The sequence below is a fragment of the Streptomyces sp. NPDC055962 genome, from assembly GCF_042270185.1.
Lineage (GTDB): Bacteria > Actinomycetota > Actinomycetes > Streptomycetales > Streptomycetaceae > Streptomyces.
Genome location: NZ_JBHJYN010000001.1, coordinates 1 through 18,246, shown reverse-complemented (window position 1 = coordinate 18,246; position 18,246 = coordinate 1). Strand labels below are relative to the sequence as shown.

13 protein-coding genes are annotated in these 18,246 nt (G+C 69.2%); 9 read left to right on the top strand and 4 right to left on the bottom strand.

All coding sequences use genetic code 11. The annotated features are described in order from the left end of the window. Window positions 1-59: 59 nt before the first annotated feature. Entirely contained in the window at window positions 60-1,130 is a 1,071-nt protein-coding gene (locus ACFC51_RS00065) for a (+)-(1(10)E,4E,6S,7R)-germacradien-6-ol synthase (protein WP_376526213.1), read from the bottom strand. A gap of 690 nt (window positions 1,131-1,820) precedes the next feature. Next, window positions 1,821-5,789: a type VII secretion protein EccCa gene (gene eccCa, locus ACFC51_RS00060; protein WP_376526210.1), complete on the bottom strand. Its 3,969-nt coding sequence runs from the start codon at window positions 5,787-5,789 to the stop codon at window positions 1,821-1,823. 238 nt (window positions 5,790-6,027) lie between these two features. On the opposite strand from eccCa, the gene eccD reads away from it, so the two are divergent. The 6 genes from eccD (at window position 6,028) to ACFC51_RS00030 (ending at window position 13,127) form a co-directional block, all read left to right on the top strand. Beyond that, window positions 6,028-7,536 carry a type VII secretion integral membrane protein EccD gene (eccD, locus tag ACFC51_RS00055; protein ID WP_376526208.1) on the top strand — a complete coding sequence of 503 codons (1,509 nt, stop codon included), beginning with the start codon at window positions 6,028-6,030 and terminating at the stop codon, window positions 7,534-7,536. A 198-nt stretch (window positions 7,537-7,734) separates the two neighbouring features. Continuing rightward, window positions 7,735-8,025: a 30S ribosomal protein S15 gene (gene rpsO / locus ACFC51_RS00050; protein WP_003965855.1), complete on the top strand. Its 291-nt coding sequence runs from the start codon at window positions 7,735-7,737 to the stop codon at window positions 8,023-8,025. A 270-nt stretch (window positions 8,026-8,295) separates the two neighbouring features. Next, window positions 8,296-10,509 (top strand): polyribonucleotide nucleotidyltransferase, encoded by a 2,214-nt coding sequence (locus ACFC51_RS00045; RefSeq protein ID WP_376376557.1) that lies wholly within the window; start codon window positions 8,296-8,298, stop codon window positions 10,507-10,509. Then, window positions 10,506-11,885: a M16 family metallopeptidase gene (locus tag ACFC51_RS00040; RefSeq protein ID WP_376526205.1), complete on the top strand. Its 1,380-nt coding sequence runs from the start codon at window positions 10,506-10,508 to the stop codon at window positions 11,883-11,885. Before ACFC51_RS00045 ends, ACFC51_RS00040 begins: the two co-directional genes overlap by 4 nt. 22 nt (window positions 11,886-11,907) lie before the next feature. After that, a complete protein-coding gene (gene dapB / locus ACFC51_RS00035) occupies window positions 11,908-12,660 on the top strand; it encodes a 4-hydroxy-tetrahydrodipicolinate reductase (RefSeq protein ID WP_376526203.1) in 753 nt (250 codons plus the stop codon). Between the two features lie 14 nt (window positions 12,661-12,674). Next, window positions 12,675-13,127, top strand: a complete 453-nt coding sequence (locus ACFC51_RS00030; protein ID WP_376381100.1) for a hypothetical protein — start codon at window positions 12,675-12,677, stop codon at window positions 13,125-13,127. A 51-nt stretch (window positions 13,128-13,178) separates the two neighbouring features. Here the strand turns inward: ACFC51_RS00030 and ACFC51_RS00025 are convergent, their stop codons facing one another. Together ACFC51_RS00025 and ACFC51_RS00020 are read right to left on the bottom strand one after the other, a co-directional pair. Beyond that, a complete protein-coding gene (locus ACFC51_RS00025) occupies window positions 13,179-13,730 on the bottom strand; it encodes a hypothetical protein (RefSeq protein WP_376381097.1) in 552 nt (183 codons plus the stop codon). A gap of 93 nt (window positions 13,731-13,823) precedes the next feature. Next, window positions 13,824-14,063: a hypothetical protein gene (locus tag ACFC51_RS00020; protein ID WP_376381094.1), complete on the bottom strand. Its 240-nt coding sequence runs from the start codon at window positions 14,061-14,063 to the stop codon at window positions 13,824-13,826. Window positions 14,064-14,237: 174 nt separating this feature from the next. Here ACFC51_RS00020 and thyX point away from each other — a divergent pair, with 174 nt between their 5' ends. The 3 genes from thyX (at window position 14,238) to ACFC51_RS00005 (ending at window position 17,843) form a co-directional block, all read left to right on the top strand. Then, a complete protein-coding gene (thyX, locus tag ACFC51_RS00015; RefSeq protein WP_376381091.1) occupies window positions 14,238-14,975 on the top strand; it encodes an FAD-dependent thymidylate synthase in 738 nt (245 codons plus the stop codon). Window positions 14,976-15,127: 152 nt separating this feature from the next. After that, a complete protein-coding gene (gene dapA, locus ACFC51_RS00010; RefSeq protein ID WP_376381089.1) occupies window positions 15,128-16,027 on the top strand; it encodes a 4-hydroxy-tetrahydrodipicolinate synthase in 900 nt (299 codons plus the stop codon). A 130-nt stretch (window positions 16,028-16,157) separates the two neighbouring features. Continuing rightward, window positions 16,158-17,843 (top strand): ribonuclease J, encoded by a 1,686-nt coding sequence (locus ACFC51_RS00005; RefSeq protein WP_376381086.1) that lies wholly within the window; start codon window positions 16,158-16,160, stop codon window positions 17,841-17,843. Window positions 17,844-18,246 lie beyond the last annotated feature (403 nt).

Sequence of the window (18,246 nt, the reverse complement as noted above, 5' to 3'; positions counted from 1 at the left end):
GTCCCAGGCGTTCTGCAACAACCTTCAGGGGAAGCGTCCGAGCTGGGGCATTCAGCACTTCAGCTGTTCAACAGGGACCACCACCAAGCGATGCTGGCGATGGGCAGGGGCTGGTCGGCCCCCCGTTCCTCGAAGGGCGCGGCCGCGCTGCCGGCTGGGAGGTCGGCAGGGTTCTCCGGATTGACGTAGCGATTCGTGGTGAGCGACCAGTCGTAGTCGGCACGGATCCAGGAGTCGCAGTCCGTGATCCACCGACGGAGTTCGGGGCCCGCGTCGCTGAGGATCTGGTCGCGGAGTCGGAGGTACAGGGCCATGGCGCGGGTGTGCATCATGGCGGTCTCGTTCACCGCTTCTTCGAGGGAGCACCCCCGTTCGTGCGCGATCAGGTCGACGATGTTCCCGTATCCGTCCTGGCTGCGCTGGCGTTCCTTGTGGTACGAGACGAGGTCGTTGGACCACCCGATGATCGAAGCGAAGACCTCGACGAACCCGCGGACCTCGTGGCGCTCGTAATCGGCTGCCGGGAGGTCGTACCCGTGGATGATCTCGCTCAGCGTCGAGAAGATCTTGACGCCCGACGAGTCGAGACGGACCGCCAGATGGTCGGAGAGGCTGGGGATCCGCCCGTGGGCGCCGTTGGCCGCCATCCAGATCTGGCCCTGGAGGTAGGCACGGAAACTGGCTGCCCAACGAGCTGTCTGCACCGGAGTCGTCAGCTCGTCGAGCCGCAGGCGTAACTCCAGGAGGGCGGCGCTGTAGGTGTCGTCGGCAGGGGCGGCCCAGGGGACTTCGACGACGCGCTGCAGCTTGGTGATGATGAGCAGTGTGGCGTCCGGGGAGGAGGCCGACGGCCCTTCGTCGCAGAACTCGTCGTCGAACGCGAAGAGCCACATGAGGAAGTCCGACGTCCACTGCAGGGCGGCAAGGCGCCCGGTGGGTGCGCCACGGCTGGTGATCTCGCCCACGGCGATACGCGTGAGCCGTTCACGCTGAGCCCCGTCGGAGTAGAGGCCGTAGCGATCGAGCCAGGCGGCCGATGCCTGGTCGATCTGACGCCAACTCGGGTGGATCCCCGACGGAAGCGGAACCCACAGCTGAGGAATCTTCGGCGCTGGAGCTGGGGAGGTCATGTACCGCCCTTTCACATGTGCTTTTCAATGCCTCTGAGCCCCGGAAGTTAGCAAGGTGCATGAGGAACGGGTACGGCCTTTTCAGGCCTGGTTGGCTGGCGAGCAGCTGTGCTTTCCAGCCGTGCATCGCATGTCGAGCTGCCTGTCCGGCGTCCATGAGACGTGCGAAAGTGGTGGATCACGCCACGTTCGCCGGTGCGCGATCCGGGCGTGTCGTTGGCCCGAAAGTGCCTCTTGTCAGTTCAGCTTTCACAGACCCAGCGGTGGAGCACCAGATTCCGTCCATACCCTGCGCGCTGCGACCGAGTGCTGCGGCTGACGTGGCACCGTACGCACAGGCCGTCCCCCGGAGGCGACCGGGCGTGACCGCCGTTCGACTGCCGCCTCCTCCGAGCCGCAGAGCTGCTCTCGGTCGAGTCGCAGAGCTGCTCTCGGTCTGCAAGAGGACCCGAAGGGCACCTGGGCAGCGTGACCGGGTCGAGCTGTCGGCCGCACCCCGTCGGCTGCTCCCACGCGGTCCCTGCCGTGTGCGGGACCCGTTCGGCCGGTACATGGAAGAAGTGGACGTCCGGAATCGCTGTGTCGCGCTGTCACCGCCCGGACACGGCAGCGGGCGGTGACACCGGCGAGTCACCGCCTGCTGTCACCGCCCGCTCCGTCACCGCCGGCGCTCCGCCGACGCCACGGGGCCTACCGCTCGACGTCCATCAGCCCGGACTGCACCAGCGGGTTCCCGCGGCGCCGGGTGACGAAGACGCCTCGCCCCGGGGGCATCGGGCGCGGCCGTACGTTGCCGAGGATGTCGCCCTCGATGGGGTCGCCGGAGAGCATCAGGCCCTGGGCCCCCAGCTCCAGCATCCGCTGCATGAAGGGCTCATACAGGGAGCGTCCGGCGCCGGCCGTGCTGCGGGCGATGATGAACCGGACGCCGACGTCCCGGGAGAACGGCAGCATCTCGGCGAGCTTGCCCAGCGGGTTCCCGCTGGACGTGGAGACCAGGTCGTAGTCGTCGACGACGACGTAGACCGTCGGGCCGCTCCACCAGCTGCGCTCACGCAGCTCCTGGGCCGTGACGTCGGGGGACGGCGTACGACGCTTCATCAGGTCGTACAGCGCGTCCGTGTGGTGCTCCATGTTGTTGGACATGGGCACGTACTCCGCGAGGTGCGTCGCGGGGGTCACGTCGAGCAGTGCCCGCCGGTTGTCGATGACGAAGAACTTGGCGGCGTTCCCCTCGTACCGCTCGGTCAGCTGCTTGATGAGCAGGCGCAACAGGTTGGACTTGCCGGACTCGCTCTCGCCGAACACCAGGAAGAACGGGTCCCGCTCGAAGTCGAGGAAGACCGGCTCCAGGTTGTTCTCGTCGATGCCGAACGCGATGCCCCGCTCCGGCTGCGCGTACCCCGCGGGCAGCTCGCGCGCAGGGAGTTCGCGCGGGAGCAGCCGGACCGCCGGGGCGGGAGCCGCCGTCCAGTGACGGGCGACCTCCTGGTTCATGGCCGCCGTGGCCTCGGAGAGGTCGCTGTCGGAGTTGATGCCGTCGATCCGCGGCACCGCGGCCATGAAGTGCAGCTTCTCGGGGGTCAGGCCGCGGCCGGGCACACCGGAGGGCACGTTGACCGCGGCCTTGCGGTCGAGTTCGGAGTCCATGACGTCACCGAGCCGCAGTTCGAGCCGGTTCATCAGGTGGTCCTTCAGGTTGGCCCGGACCTCCATGGAACGCGACGCCGTGACGATCAGGTGGATGCCGTAGCCGAGGCCGCGCTGCGCGATGTCGATGGCTGCGGCTTCGAGGGCCTCGTAGTCCGTGCGGAAGTTGCCCCAGCCGTCGATGAGGAGGAAGACGTCGCCCCACGGCTGGTCCGTCACCGAGATCTCACCGCGCGCCCGCAGCCTGCGGAAGGTGGCGATGGAGTCGATGCCCGCGCTGCGGAAGTACTCCTCGCGGCGCGCCATGATCCCGTACACCTCGGCGACCGTACGGCGCACGCGCTCCGGGTCGAGCCGCGACGCGATCCCGCCCACGTGGGGCAGCCCGGAGACGGAGGCCATGCCGCCGCCACCGAAGTCGAGACCGTAGAACTGCACCTCGTGAGGCGTGTGCGTGAGGGCGAAGCCCGCGATGAGCGTGCGGAGCAGAGTGGACTTGCCCGACTGCGGACCACCGGTGATCTGCATGTGGCCGGCCGCGCCGGAGAAGTCCCGGTAGAGCGTGTCGCGGCGCTGCTCGTACGGCTTGTCGACCACGCCGAGCGGCACGACCAGGCGCCCCGAGCCCTCGAACCCGGGCTGGGTGAGCCCTCGGCCCTCGACCGCGGAGAGTCCCGGCAGGAGCTCGTCCAGCGACGGCGGATTGTCCAGCGGGGGCAGCCACACCTGGTGCGCCGAGGCGCCCCGGCCCTCCAGCCGGCGCACGATCACGTCGAGCACGGTGTCGGCCAGCGCGTCGTCCTCGGCCTTGCGCGCCTCGGGCACCCCGGGCTGAGCCGTCGGCTGCACGTAACGCACCGGCACCGGGGCGGCGGTGAAGAGCACGGGCCTGCGGTCCACCGGCAGCGGACCGGAGGACGCCGCCGGCTCGGAGCCCGAGCGGTACACGCCGGAGACGTACGCAGCCTTGAAGCGCACCATCTCGTCCGTGCCGTACTTCAGATAGCCCGAACCGGGGACATTGGGCAGGTGGTAGGCGTCGGGGACGCCCAGCGCGGCCCGGGACTCGCCCGCGGAGAACGTCCGCAGCCCGATCCGGTACGACAGGTAGGTCTCCAGGCCGCGGAGCCGCCCCTCCTCGAGGCGCTGCGAGGCCAGCAGGAGGTGGACGCCCAGCGAACGGCCGATGCGCCCGATCTGCACGAACATCTCGATGAAGTCCGGCTTGGCCGTCAGCAGCTCGCTGAACTCGTCGATGACCAGGACGAGGGAGGGGATGGGCTGCAGCGGCGCACCCGCGGCCCGCGCCTTCTCGTAGTCGTGGATGTTGGCGTAGTTGCCGGCGTCGCGCAGCATCTCCTGGCGGCGGTTGAGCTCGCCGCTGATGGAGTCGCCCATGCGGTCCACCAGCGTCAGGTCGTCCGCCAGGTTGGTGATCACCGCTGCGACATGGGGCATCTGCGCCATACCGGCGAAGGTGGCACCGCCCTTGAAGTCCGCGAGGACGAAGTTGAGCGTCTCCGAGGTGTGGGTGACGGCCAGGCCCAGGACGAGCGTACGGAGCAGCTCGGACTTGCCGGAGCCGGTGGCGCCGACGCAGAGGCCGTGCGGCCCCATGCCCTCCTGCGCGGCCTCCTTGAGGTCCAGCATCACCGGGGCGCCGTCCTCGCCGACGCCGATCGGCACCCTGAGGCGCTCCGCCTGCGAGCGGGGGCGCCAGGTCCGGCTCACGTCGACCGAGGCGGCGTCACCGAGATTCAGCAGATCGGTGAACTCCAGGTTGGCGAGCAGGGGTTCGTCGTCGTCGCCGCCCGAGGCCACGTGCAGGGGGGCGAGCTGACGGGCCAGCGCCTCGGCGGCCTCCTGGCTCAGCAGATCGGGGACGCCGTCGTACACCAGGCCGTGCCCCGACTCCAGCTGGAGCGCGTGGGGATCCACCACGATCGAGAGCCCGCCGCGCGCTCCGTTGACCTGGCCCGTGACGATCTCGACGACCGTCACGCCCTGGAGGCCCTCGGCGGACGCGAGCGCGGACGTCGCGGGCACGGACTCGCCGTCGAGCACGACGACGACGTGCGGCTGGTCCATGAGCGGCTGACCGCCCGGCTGGAAGCGGGGCCGGCCGTCGAGGCGGCCCGCGAGCATCTCCTCGAGCTCCGCGACGCTGGTGCTGATCAGACGGCGGCTGCCGGCACCGTCGATGGCGCCCCGCACCTGGACGTGCGGAAGCCACTTCGTCCAGTCCCAGCGTGGAGCGGCCTCGCGGCCGGCCGCGACGGCGATGATCAGGTCCTCGGGGGAGTGGAGCGAGGCGAGCGCCCCTACCATCGCGCGGGCCGTGCCACGCGCGGACTCGGCCTCGCCGCTGATCGTCAGGTGGTAGAAGGCGCGCAGGGAGACGGCCATCGGCAGGCCGTCCAGCGTGCTGTGCGTCGTCAGGAACTGCTGCATCGCCCCGGCGGTCAGCGGCTCCAGCTCGTCGACCGGTGCCGTGTCGGGTGCGATCAGCGGGGTGGCGAGTTCCTGGCTGCCCAGGCCGATGCGTACGTGTGCGAAGTCCCCGTCCCCGACGCGGCGCTCCCACACCCGGCTGCCCTCGGCGACGAGCGCCCACAGCTGCTCGGGGGAGGGATGCAGGTAGAACTGTGCGTCGCGCTGCTCCCGGGCGGTCCTGAGCACGGCGCGACGGGTCTGCGTCAGATACTTCAGATAGTCGCGCCGCATGTCGGCGAGCTGGCCCTGGGTGCCCCGCCGGAAGCGGACGATCATGGCGACGGCCATCGCGACGGTCGACGCAATCATGATCATGCCCATGATCCGCATGATCGGGTTCGGCGTCATGAAGAAGAAGACGACGGAACCACCCATACCGAGCATCGGCAGCAGCTGCATCATCACCCCCTCCTGCTGCCCACGAGGCAACTCCGGCGGAGGTTGCAACTGCACCTGCTCGCCCGGAACTTCGGAGGGGAGGGCCCGCGGTGGGCGCTTGACGACGATCTGGCTCACAGCTCACCAATTCCCTTGCCGGACGGAACTGTTCCTATCGGCGCCCCCGTGGCGACGGGTTCCGTCCGCGGGAGGATCCTACTGGCGTACCCGGTGACCCGAGGGCGGTAGGGTGTCGCGACGCGTGTACGCATCCGCTAACTACCGCAAAAAAATGGGTCATTCGGGACGGACTCGGAAACCGTGATCCAGGGGTGCGCCGCAGGAGATCCAGGAGAGGCATGAGGGGGAGCAGCACGTGACTACGACGGCGCAAACGGCGGCCACCGGATCCGGTCGGCCCGGTCCCGGAGTTCCGTCCGGCAACGGAACCGGCTTCTGCCGGGTCACGGTCGTCGCGCCCGACAGCCGCGTCGACGTGGCGCTGCCCGAGGACGTCGCCGTCGCCGACCTCTACCCGGAGATCCTCCGGCTGTCGGGGCAGAGCCCCACCCAGGGCGCCCCGGTCGGCTACCACCTGGTGCGGCGTGACGGCACCGTCCTCGACGGCGGGCGCACGCTGGCCGGCCAGCGCATCCTCGACGGCGAGCTGCTGTCCCTGCGGCCCTTCTCGGAATCGCTGCCCCCGGCGGTCTTCGACGACGTCTCCGACGCCGTGGCCACCGCGGTGGCCCGGGACCGGACGCTCTGGGGTGACGCCCTCATGCGCACCGCCGGGCTCTTCGGCGGCTCCGTCCTGCTGGTCCTGCTCGGCTTCGTCCTGTGGACCTCCGACATCCGGCACGACATGCACGGCCTGCCGGGCATCCTGGCCGCCGTCACCGCCGTACTCCTGCTCGCGCTGGCCTGCGTGCGCGCGCGTGTCTACGCGGACCGCGGCTCGTCCATCGCCCTGGGCATCGGTGTGCTCGCCAATGCCGCGGTCGCCGGTGCCGGGCTCCTGCCGCTCAGCGCGGGCCAGGGTGTCGGAAGGCTCCAGTTCCTGCTCGCCTGCGCCGCCGTGCTCGTGGCGTCGGTGATCCTCATGATCGCCGCCCCCGAGGGCGACGGGACCTTCGTCGCGTTCGTCTTCGCCTCCGCGATCGGGGCGCTGGTGACCTTCGTCGCGATCATGACCGGCATGACGCCGGCCGAGACCGCGGCCGTCTGCTCCCCCCTGTCCGTCGGGCTCCTCGCGTTCCTTCCCGGGCTCTCGACCCGCTTCGCCCGCCTCCCGATCGGCTTCGAACCGCCCCGGACCACCGTCGGCGACTACGGCACGGCCGACCCCGCACCGCAGGGCCCGGTCGACGCCGGCCGGATCGCCGCCCAGGCGCGGCGCGGCCACGAGCTGCTCGTCGGCCTGGTCGGGGGATGCGCGCTCGTGGCCGTCGGCGCCGCCGCGGTGCTCGGCTTCTCGGACGGCGTCTGGGGCCAGCTGCTGGCGCTCGCCACGGGCGTGGCCATGCTGATGCGCGCCCATCTGTTCCGTTACACCGCCCAGGTCGGCTGCGCCCTGGGGGCCGGCCTCGCCGCCCTCGTGCTCCTCGGCCTCGGGCTGTCGCTCAACCCGCCGGTCGAACTGACCGCCGAGGCCCTCCGCGGGGACGGCGCCGGTCTCGACATCCGTACGATCTGGCTCACCGCCGCCGTCGCCGGTGTCGCGGCCCTGATCACCGCCATCGGGCTGATCGTGCCGCGCAAGGGGGTCACCCCGTTCTGGGGGCGCTTCCTGGAGGTCGCCGAGGCGTGCGTACTCCTGACGCTGCTGCCCCTGTGCCTCGCCGTCTTCGACGTCTACCACTCGATCCGGGCGCTCACCAGCTGACCCTCCTGCCGCGCACCGGCGGCAGGGACGGCCGGGTCCACGGCGGCTGGTACGCTGTGTGACGGCCGTTTGTGTACGCGCCTCCGGGATCATCCTGAGGGCTGCGCTCATCGGACCTCCGCCTCCGAGTCATGGAAGCTCCCCTGAGATCAAGACCAGGGGCACTCGTGGGCGCATCGAACACCAAGAGGAGTACGCGTGCCGCTCGACGCCGCTACGAAGAAGCAGATCATGTCCGAGTTCGCGCAGAAGGAGGGCGACACGGGATCCCCCGAGGTCCAGGTCGCCATGCTCTCGCGCCGCATCTCGGACCTGACGGAGCACCTCAAGACGCACAAGCACGACCACCACTCCCGTCGTGGTCTGCTGATCCTGGTCGGCCAGCGTCGCCGCCTCCTGCAGTACCTGGCCAAGAAGGACATCCAGCGCTTCCGTGCGCTCGTCGACCGCCTCGGCATCCGCCGTGGCGCGGCCGGCGGCGCCAAGTAAGGACGCTGTGAAAGGGAGCGGTTCCCACTTCTAGGGGGCCGCTCCCTTTGCCGTACGTGCGGTACCGGGGGGAACCTCAGTAACCTGGACGTACGACTAAGGACGAGGAGAGGCGCGCCACGGCCGCCGCCGGTCCTCGGTAGTGGCCCCCGGGACAACGCCCGGGAGCTTCGATCGAAGACCGGCCCCGCACACACGGTGCGCTTCTCCGCACCGTCCTGAGCCACACGGGCGTCAGGACGAAAGACGACGAGTATGGAGAAATCACTAGTGGAGAACGAGACCCACTACGCCGAGGCCGTTATCGACAACGGAACCTTCGGCACCCGCACCATCCGCTTCGAGACGGGCCGCCTGGCCAAGCAGGCCGCAGGCTCCGCCGTCGCGTACCTGGACGACGACACCATGGTGCTGTCGGCCACCACCGCTTCCAAGCGGCCCAAGGACCAGCTCGACTTCTTCCCCCTCACGGTGGACGTCGAGGAGCGGCAGTACGCGGCCGGCAAGATCCCCGGCTCCTTCTTCCGCCGTGAGGGCAGGCCCTCCGAGGACGCGATCCTCACCTGCCGCCTGATCGACCGCCCGCTGCGCCCCTCCTTCAAGAAGGGCCTGCGCAACGAGATCCAGATCGTCGAGACGATCATGGCGCTCAACCCCGACCACCTGTACGACGTGGTCGCGATCAACGCCGCCTCCGCCTCGACGATCCTGGCGGGCCTGCCCTTCTCCGGCCCGATCGGCGCCACCCGCGTCGCCCTGATCAAGGGCCAGTGGGTCGCGTTCCCGACGCACACCGAGCTCGAGGACGCCGTCTTCGACATGGTCGTCGCCGGTCGCGTCCTCGAGGACGGCGACGTCGCGATCATGATGGTCGAGGCCGAGGCCACCGAGAAGACCATCCAGCTCGTGAAGGACGGCGCCGAGGCCCCGACCGAAGAGGTCGTCGCCGCGGGCCTCGAGGCCGCGAAGCCCTTCATCAAGACGCTCTGCAAGGCCCAGTCGGACCTCGCCTCCAAGGCTGCCAAGCCCACCGGCGAGTTCCCGGTCTTCCTCGACTACCAGGACGACGTCCTGGAGGCGCTCAGCAAGGCCGTCAGCACCGAGCTCGCCAAGGCGCTCACCATCGCCGGCAAGCAGGAGCGCGAGGCCGAGCTGGACCGCATCAAGGAGATCGCGGGCGAGAAGCTCCTCCCGGCCTTCGAGGGCCGCGAGAAGGAGATCTCCGGTGCCTACCGCGCGCTGACCAAGAAGCTGGTCCGCGAGCGCGTCATCAAGGACAAGGTCCGCATCGACGGCCGCGGCGTCACGGACATCCGTACGCTCGCCGCCGAGGTCGAGGCCATCCCGCGCGTGCACGGCTCGGCGCTGTTCGAGCGTGGCGAGACCCAGATCCTGGGCGTCACCACCCTCAACATGCTCCGCATGGAGCAGCAGCTGGACACCCTCTCCCCGGTGACCCGCAAGCGCTACATGCACAACTACAACTTCCCGCCGTACTCCGTCGGTGAGACCGGCCGCGTGGGCTCGCCCAAGCGCCGCGAGATCGGCCACGGCGCGCTCGCCGAGCGCGCCATCGTGCCGGTGCTGCCGTCGCGCGAGGAGTTCCCCTACGCGATCCGCCAGGTCTCCGAGGCGCTGGGCTCCAACGGCTCGACGTCCATGGGCTCGGTCTGCGCCTCCACCATGTCCCTGCTGAACGCCGGTGTGCCCCTCAAGGCCGCCGTCGCCGGTATCGCCATGGGGCTGATCTCGCAGGAGATCGACGGCAAGACCCACTACGTCGCCCTCACCGACATCCTCGGTGCGGAGGACGCCTTCGGTGACATGGACTTCAAGGTCGCCGGTACGAAGCAGTTCGTGACCGCGCTCCAGCTCGACACCAAGCTCGACGGCATCCCCGCCTCGGTCCTGGCCGCCGCGCTGAAGCAGGCCCGTGACGCGCGTCTGCACATCCTGGACGTCATGAACGAGGCCATCGACGTCCCGGACGAGATGTCCCCGAACGCCCCGCGGATCATCACCGTCAAGATCCCGGTGGACAAGATCGGTGAGGTCATCGGCCCCAAGGGCAAGATGATCAACCAGATCCAGGAGGACACCGGCGCCGACATCACGATCGAGGACGACGGCACCATCTACATCGGTGCCCAGCAGGGCTCGCAGGCCGAGGCCGCCCGCGCCACGATCAACGCCATCGCCAACCCGACCATGCCGGAGGTCGGCGAGCGCTACCTGGGTACGGTCGTCAAGACCACCACCTTCGGTGCCTTCGTCTCCCTGATGCCCGGCAAGGACGGTCTGCTGCACATCTCGCAGATCCGCAAGCTCGCCGGTGGCAAGCGCGTGGAGAACGTCGAGGACGTGCTCGGCGTCGGCGCCAAGGTCCAGGTCGAGATCGCGGAGATCGACTCCCGCGGCAAGCTCTCCCTCATCCCCGTCATCGAGGGCGAAGAGGACGAGAAGAAGGACGACACCGACAAGTGACGTCCCGTAGTTCCGTGACGACGGCCCGCCCCTCCTCGGAGGGGCGGGCCGTCGCCCGTACCCAAACCCTTCTCAAGGGCAGCAACGGCATCGGTACCGTCCGCCGCACCGTCCTCCCGGGCGGTCTCCGGGTCGTCACCGAGACGCTGCCCTCCGTCCGCTCCGCCACCTTCGGCATCTGGGCCAACGTCGGTTCGCGCGACGAGACGCCCACCCTGAACGGCGCGACGCACTACCTCGAACACCTCCTCTTCAAGGGCACGGCCAAGCGCAGCGCCCTCGACATCTCGTCCGCGATCGACGCGGTCGGCGGCGAGATGAACGCCTTCACGGCGAAGGAGTACACCTGCTACTACGCGCGGGTCCTGGACACCGATCTCCCGCTGGCCATCGATGTCGTCTGCGACATGCTGACCGGCTCCCTGATCGACCCCGAGGACGTCGACGCCGAGCGCGGCGTCATCCTCGAGGAGATCGCGATGACGGAGGACGACCCGGGCGACTGCGTGCACGACCTGTTCGCGCACACCATGCTCGGCGACACCCCGCTCGGCCGCCCCGTGCTGGGGACCGTGGACACGATCAACGCGCTGAACCGCGGCCAGATCGCCCGCTTCTACAAGAAGCACTACGACCCCACGCACCTGGTCGTCGCCGCCGCGGGCAACGTCGACCACGCCACGGTCGTACGCCAGGTCCGCAAGGCGTTCGAGCGCGCGGGCGCCCTGACCCGCACCGACGCCGTCCCCACGGCGCCGCGCCAGGGCTCCCGCACCCTGCGCGCCACAGGGCGTGTCGAGCTGCTCAACCGCAAGACCGAGCAGGCCCACGTCGTCCTCGGCATGCCGGGCCTGGCCAGGACCGACGAGCGCCGCTGGGCGCTCGGCGTCCTGAACACCGCGCTCGGCGGCGGGATGAGCTCCCGCCTCTTCCAGGAGGTCCGGGAGAAGCGCGGCCTCGCCTACAGCGTGTACTCGTACACCTCGGGCTTCGCCGACTGCGGGCTCTTCGGCGTCTACGCCGGCTGCCGTCCCAGCCAGGTGCACGACGTCCTCAGGATCTGCCGCGACGAGCTCGACCGCGTCGCGGCGGACGGCCTCGGCGACGAGGAGATCAGCCGCGCCGTCGGCCAGCTCGCCGGTTCCACCGTCCTCGGCCTGGAGGACACGGGCGCGCTCATGAACCGCATCGGCAAGAGCGAGCTCTGCTGGGGCGAACAGATGTCCGTCGATGACATGCTGGCCAAGATCGCGGCGGTCACCCCCGACGAGGTCCGGGCCGTGGCGGCCGACGTCCTCGGACAGCGGCCCTCGCTCTCGGTCATCGGCCCTCTGAAGGACAAGCAGGCGGACCGTCTCCACGAAGCGGTCTCCTAATCACTCCGTAAGGAAAGAGCACATGAGCAAGTTGCGCGTGGCCGTTCTCGGCGCCAAGGGACGCATCGGTTCCGAGGCGGTACGAGCCGTGGAGGCCGCCGACGACATGGAGCTCGTCGCCGCGCTCGGCCGCGGCGACGGGCTGGAGGCCCTCACGGACAGCGGGGCCCAGGCGGTCGTCGAGCTGACCACACCCTCGTCGGTGATGGACAACCTCGACTTCTGCGTCCGGCACGGGATCCACGCCGTCGTCGGCACCACCGGCTGGACCGACGAACGGCTCGCGCAGCTGAACACCTGGCTCGCCGGCTCCCCGGAGACCGGTGTGCTCATCGCGCCGAACTTCTCCATCGGCGCCGTCCTCACGATGAAGTTCGCGGAGCAGGCCGCCCGCTACTTCGAGTCCGTCGAGGTCATCGAGCTCCACCACCCGAACAAGGCGGACGCCCCCTCCGGCACGGCCACCCACACCGCACAGCTCATCGCGGCGGCACGCGACAAGGCCGGAGTGGGGCCGCAGCCCGACGCCACCGCCACGGCGCTCGACGGGGCCCGCGGCGCGGACGTCGACGGGGTCCCGGTCCACTCGGTCCGGCTCCGCGGCCTCCTCGCCCACCAGGAGGTCCTGCTCGGCGGCGAGGGCGAGACACTCACCCTGCGGCACGACTCGCTGCACCACAGCAGCTTCATGCCGGGCATCCTGCTCGGCACCCGCCGCGTGGTGACCACTCCCGGCCTCACCTTCGGCCTGGAACACTTCCTCGACCTGAACTGACTGGGCCCACCCCCATGCGCGCAAAGCTCACCTACGCCGTCACCGCTGCCGTCCTGGTCTTCTACTTCGTCCTGGCCGGCAGCCGGGGCGTGCTGCTCATCCGGCACGGCACACTTCTCACGGTCACCTTCGGGGTGGCCGTGCTGATCCTGCCGGTGATCGGCATCTGGTTCCTCTGGAAGAACACCCAGTTCGTCCGCAGGGCCAACGCCCTGGCCGCCGTACTCGACGCGGAGGGCGGCCTGCCCGTCGACGAGCTGGTGCGCACGCCTTCGGGCCGCATCGACCGCGACTCCGCCGACGCCGTCTTCGCGCGGCGGCGTGAGGAGGCCGAGGACAGCCCGGACGACTGGCGCTGCTGGTTCCGGCTGGCGGTCGCCTACCAGGACGCCAGGGACACCCCACGGGCACGTAAGGCGATGCAGCGCGCCATCGCCCTGCACATGGACAAGCCGGTACGCGCCTGATCGGCGCCGTACCGGCCTGTGCGGGTCCCTGCGGCCTGGGGCCCCGGCGGGTCAGCCGGTGCGGTACTCGTCGCCCCAGGCCTCGATGGAGTCCGTGGCACGCTCGAAGGCCTCCGCGCGGGCCAGGAAGTCCGCGTTGTGGTCGGTGACCAGCGGAGCCAGCGGCTGGCCCCCCTTGCGCACCACGACCAGAGCCTGTCCCTGGACCGTGCGCGGGAATCCGAGCCACTTCACCGGCTGCTGCACCGTGCGGACCGCAGCGGCGTCCCGCCACTGCACGGTCGTCGTGCGGAAGAAGCCCACCCGGCGCACGCCGTGGCGGCTCACCCAGGCGCCGACCCGCAGGAGCCGCAGGGCGCAGACGATCACCACGGCGGCGAGGGAGAAGCAGAGGCCGGCGCTGGCCACCGATCCGGCGAACGCGATGATCATCGCGGCGAGCAGGACGAAGGACGCCAGCAGCAGCAGGGTGGCCGCCGCCGCGACCCGCCACGGGCCGGGACGGTAGGGACGCCGCCAGCTGTCGTGGTCGTCGAACGGCAGCGCGATGTCCTCTGCGTCCGCGTCGAATACGCGGTCGGCCGTCAGGAAGGGCAGGGGCACGACTGATCCTCACTCACAAGCACGCTCGATTGCTGTGCCCGGTGAGGCTACCGAGCGGCCCCCCGGCCGACCACTCCAGGGGGCCCGTACGGGTCAGCGGTGCTGGGAGGCCTCGGAGGTCTGACCGTGGGACGGCGTCGGGGCGGTGTCGAGAGCGGGCAGACCGAAGAGCAGCGACCCGGCGAAACCGGCGATCAGTGTGAGCCCTACGAGGGATCGAGCGGCCAGCTGGGAGCGACTGGCTCGCCGGCGGGGAGGCGGAGTGACATTACTGCGGAACCGGTCGGCCTCGGCAACGAACGAGAACGGGACGGATTCACGCCGGCGGAACATGAGGAAACTCTCCTTGAACGCTGTGAAGGGTGCTGCTAATGAGTCAGACGTACGAGAGGCCCGATCGGTGCCCCGAATCGCCGAAGCATCCAGAATTTCCCGCTGACGGATCGCCTCTCCACGGCCCGTAGAGTGGACGCCGCCCGAGCGAAGCAATTGGAAGGACCCCCGCCGGTGAGCGACACCCCCGAGCCCACGAAGGCCCACTTCCGCAGCGATGTCACCGTTGACCTGGTGAAATCGGCGGCCAGCGACTCCGACGTGCTGTTCGCAGCCCGTGTCTCCACGGCCGGGGAGCAGTCCCTGGAAGAGGTCACGAAGGACCCCGAGCGCTCCAAGGGACTCATCAACTACCTGATGCGGGACCGGCACGGCAGCCCGTTCGAGCACAACTCGATGACCTTCTTCATCAGCGCCCCGATCTTCGTGTTCCGTGAGTTCATGCGGCACCGCGTGGGGTGGTCGTACAACGAGGAATCGGGCCGCTACAGGGAGCTCGAGCCGGTCTTCTACGTCCCGGGGGAGTCCCGCAAGCTCATCCAGCAGGGCCGCCCCGGCAAGTACGAATTCGTCGAGGGGACCCCGGAGCAGCACGAGCTCACCAGCCGGGCCATGGAGGAGTCGTACCGGCAGGCGTACGACGCCTACCAGGAGATGCTCGCCGCCGGAGTCGCCCGTGAGGTCGCCCGCGCCGTGCTCCCCGTCGGACTCTTCTCCACGATGTACGCCACCTGCAACGCCCGGTCGCTCATGCACTTCCTCGGTCTGCGCACGCAGCACGAGCTGGCCAAGGTGCCGTCCTTCCCGCAGCGCGAGATCGAGATGGTCGGGGAGCAGATGGAACAGCACTGGCAGACCCTAATGCCGCTCACTCATGCCGCCTTCAACAAAAACGGACGGGTCGCCCCGTAGGCGGTGTCCGTATTGCGGCGTTTCGAGAAGTTCATCTAGGCTGATCAAACGGACCCGGCACTGCTTGAACCCCCGAGCAGGCAGTGCCGGGCTCCTCTTCCTCGTCCCCCCGAGGGGGCACGACGCTCCGAGCAACGAGTAGCGTGTTACCCATGGCTCCGATCTCCACTCCGCAGACCCCCTTCGGGAGGGTCCTCACCGCTATGGTCACGCCCTTCACGGCGGACGGCGCAATCGACCTCGACGGCGCCCAGCGGCTCGCCGCCCATCTGGTGGACGCAGGCAACGACGGCCTCGTCGTCAACGGCACCACGGGCGAGTCCCCGACCACCAGCGACGCGGAGAAAGACCAGCTCGTGAGGGCTGTGCTGGAAGCGGTAGGAGACCGCGCCCACGTCGTCGCAGGCGTCGGCACCAACGACACACGGCACAGCATCGAGCTGGCACGCACCGCCGAGCGCACCGGCGCCCACGGCCTCCTCGCGGTCACGCCGTACTACAACAAGCCGCCGCAGGAGGGCCTCCTCCGCCACTTCGGCGCCATCGCGGACTCGACCGAGCTCCCGGTGATGCTGTACGACATTCCCGGCCGCAGCGGTGTGCCGATCGACACAGAGACGCTCGTACGCCTCGCCGAGCACCCCAGGATCGTCGCCAACAAGGACGCCAAGGGAGACCTGGGCCGTGCCAGCTGGGCCATCGCCCAGTCCGGCCTCGCCTGGTACTCCGGCGACGACATGCTCAACCTTCCCCTGCTCTCGGTCGGCGCCATCGGTTTCGTCTCCGTCGTCGGCCACGTCGTCACCCCGGAGCTCCGCGCACTCATCGAGGCGCACCTCGGCGGCGACGTGCAGAAGGCCACGGAGATCCACCAGAAGCTCCTCCCGGTCTTCACCGGGATGTTCCGCACCCAGGGCGTGATCACCACCAAGGCCGCGCTCACCCTGCAGGGCCTGCCCGCCGGCCCGCTGCGCCTCCCTCTGGTGGAACTCACCGCACAGGAGACGGCCCAGCTCAAGATCGATCTGGCTGCCGGTGGGGTACAGCTCTAACCACGGACTTCACAACTGAATACGCGAGGACACTCGCGGCGGAAACACCACCTGACAACAGCAAGTGCACGAATGACATGCGCGCCACGTGCCCTCAGCGGTACGTGGCGCGCGTGGTAAGGAGAGTCTTTTGAGTCATCCGCATCCTGAACTCGGTACGCCGCCGAAGCTCCCCAAGGGCGGCCTGCGGGTCACCCCGCTGGGCGGCCTGGGCGAGATCGGCCGCAACATGACGGTCTTCGAGTACGGCGGCCGCCTGCTCATCGTCGACTGCGGCGTGCTCTTCCCCGAGGAGGAGCAGCCCGGCATCGACCTGATCCTGCCGGACTTCACCACCATCAGGGACCGCCTGGACGACATCGAGGGCATCGTCCTCACGCACGGCCACGAGGACCACATCGGTGCCGTCCCGTACCTGCTCCGGCTGAAGCCGGACATCCCGCTCATCGGCTCCAAGCTGACCCTCGCACTCATCGAGGCCAAGCTCCAGGAACACCGCATCCGTCCCTACACCCTCGAGGTGTCCGAGGGACAGCGTGAGCGCATCGGGATCTTCGACTGCGAGTTCGTCGCGGTCAACCACTCCATCCCGGACGCCCTCGCGGTCGCCATCCGCACCCCTGCGGGCATGGCCGTCGTGACCGGTGACTTCAAGATGGACCAGCTCCCGCTGGACGGCCGTCTCACCGACCTGCACGCCTTCGCGAGGCTGAGTGAGGAAGGCATCGACCTTCTCCTCTCCGACTCGACGAACGCGGAGGTCCCCGGATTCGTTCCGCCGGAGCGGGACATCTCCAACGTCCTGCGCACGGTGTTCGCCAACGCGCAGAAGCGCATCATCGTGGCCAGCTTCGCAAGCCACGTGCACCGCATCCAGCAGATCCTGGACGCCGCCCACGAGTACGGCCGCAGGGTCGCCTTCGTCGGACGTTCCATGGTCCGCAACATGGGCATCGCCCGTGACCTGGGCTATCTCAAGGTGCCCGCCGGCCTGGTCGTGGACGTCAAGAGCCTCGACGACCTGCCCGACGACGAGGTCGTGCTCGTCTGCACGGGGTCGCAGGGCGAGCCCATGGCCGCGCTCTCCCGCATGGCCAACCGCGACCACCAGATCCGGATCGTCCCGGGCGACACCGTGATCCTGGCGTCCTCGCTGATCCCGGGCAACGAGAACGCGGTCTACCGCGTGATCAACGGCCTCACCCGCTGGGGCGCGAACGTCGTCCACAAGGGCAACGCCAAGGTCCACGTCTCGGGCCACGCCTCGGCCGGCGAGCTGCTGTACTTCTACAACATCTGCAAGCCGAAGAACCTGATGCCGGTGCACGGTGAATGGCGCCACCTCCGGGCCAATGCCGAGCTGGGTGCGCTGACCGGCGTTCCCAAGGACCACATCGTCATCGCGGAGGACGGCGTCGTCGTCGACCTCGTCGACGGCAAGGCGAAGATCGTCGGCAAGGTCCAGGCGGGCTACGTCTACGTCGACGGCCTTTCGGTCGGCGACGTCACGGAGACGTCCCTCAAGGACCGCCGCATCCTCGGCGACGAGGGGATCATCTCGGTCTTCATCGTGGTCGACAGCTCGTCCGGCAAGATCGTGGGCGGTCCCCACATCCAGGCCCGCGGTTCCGGCATCGAAGACTCCGCGTTCAGTGCCGTGGTGCCGAAGGTCGAGGACGCCCTCAACAAGTCGGCCCAGGACGGCGTGATGGAGCCCCACCAGCTCCAGCAGCTGGTCAGGCGCACGGTGGGCAAGTGGGTGTCGGACACCTACCGCCGGCGCCCGATGATCCTTCCGGTCGTCGTCGAGGTCTGACCCGACGGGGACCGGCAGGTCGCCAACCAGGAGCGGGGCACCCCGATTTGCATCGGGGTGCCCCGCTCCAGTACGTTTGCCATTCCGCCTGAACGGGAAGCACCCCGCGCACCTGTGCGCCGGGACAGACCCCGAAGGGGCGGGAAAACCGGCTCAGAATCTCTGATAAAGTCGGATCCGCCGAAAGGCAAAGGCCACTCCGCAGGCCGCTGGATTCAGATTCGGACCGGAAACGGAACGGAAAAGAGTCTGGTAAAGTCGGACTCGCCGGAAAGGGAAACGCGAAAGCGAAGAACTGGAAAGCGAAACAAGCAGTAACCCGCTTCGGCCGGGAATCGGACACGAAAGAGTCTGATAGAGTCGGAAACGCAAGAACGAAGGGAAGCGCCCGGAGGGCCCCGGT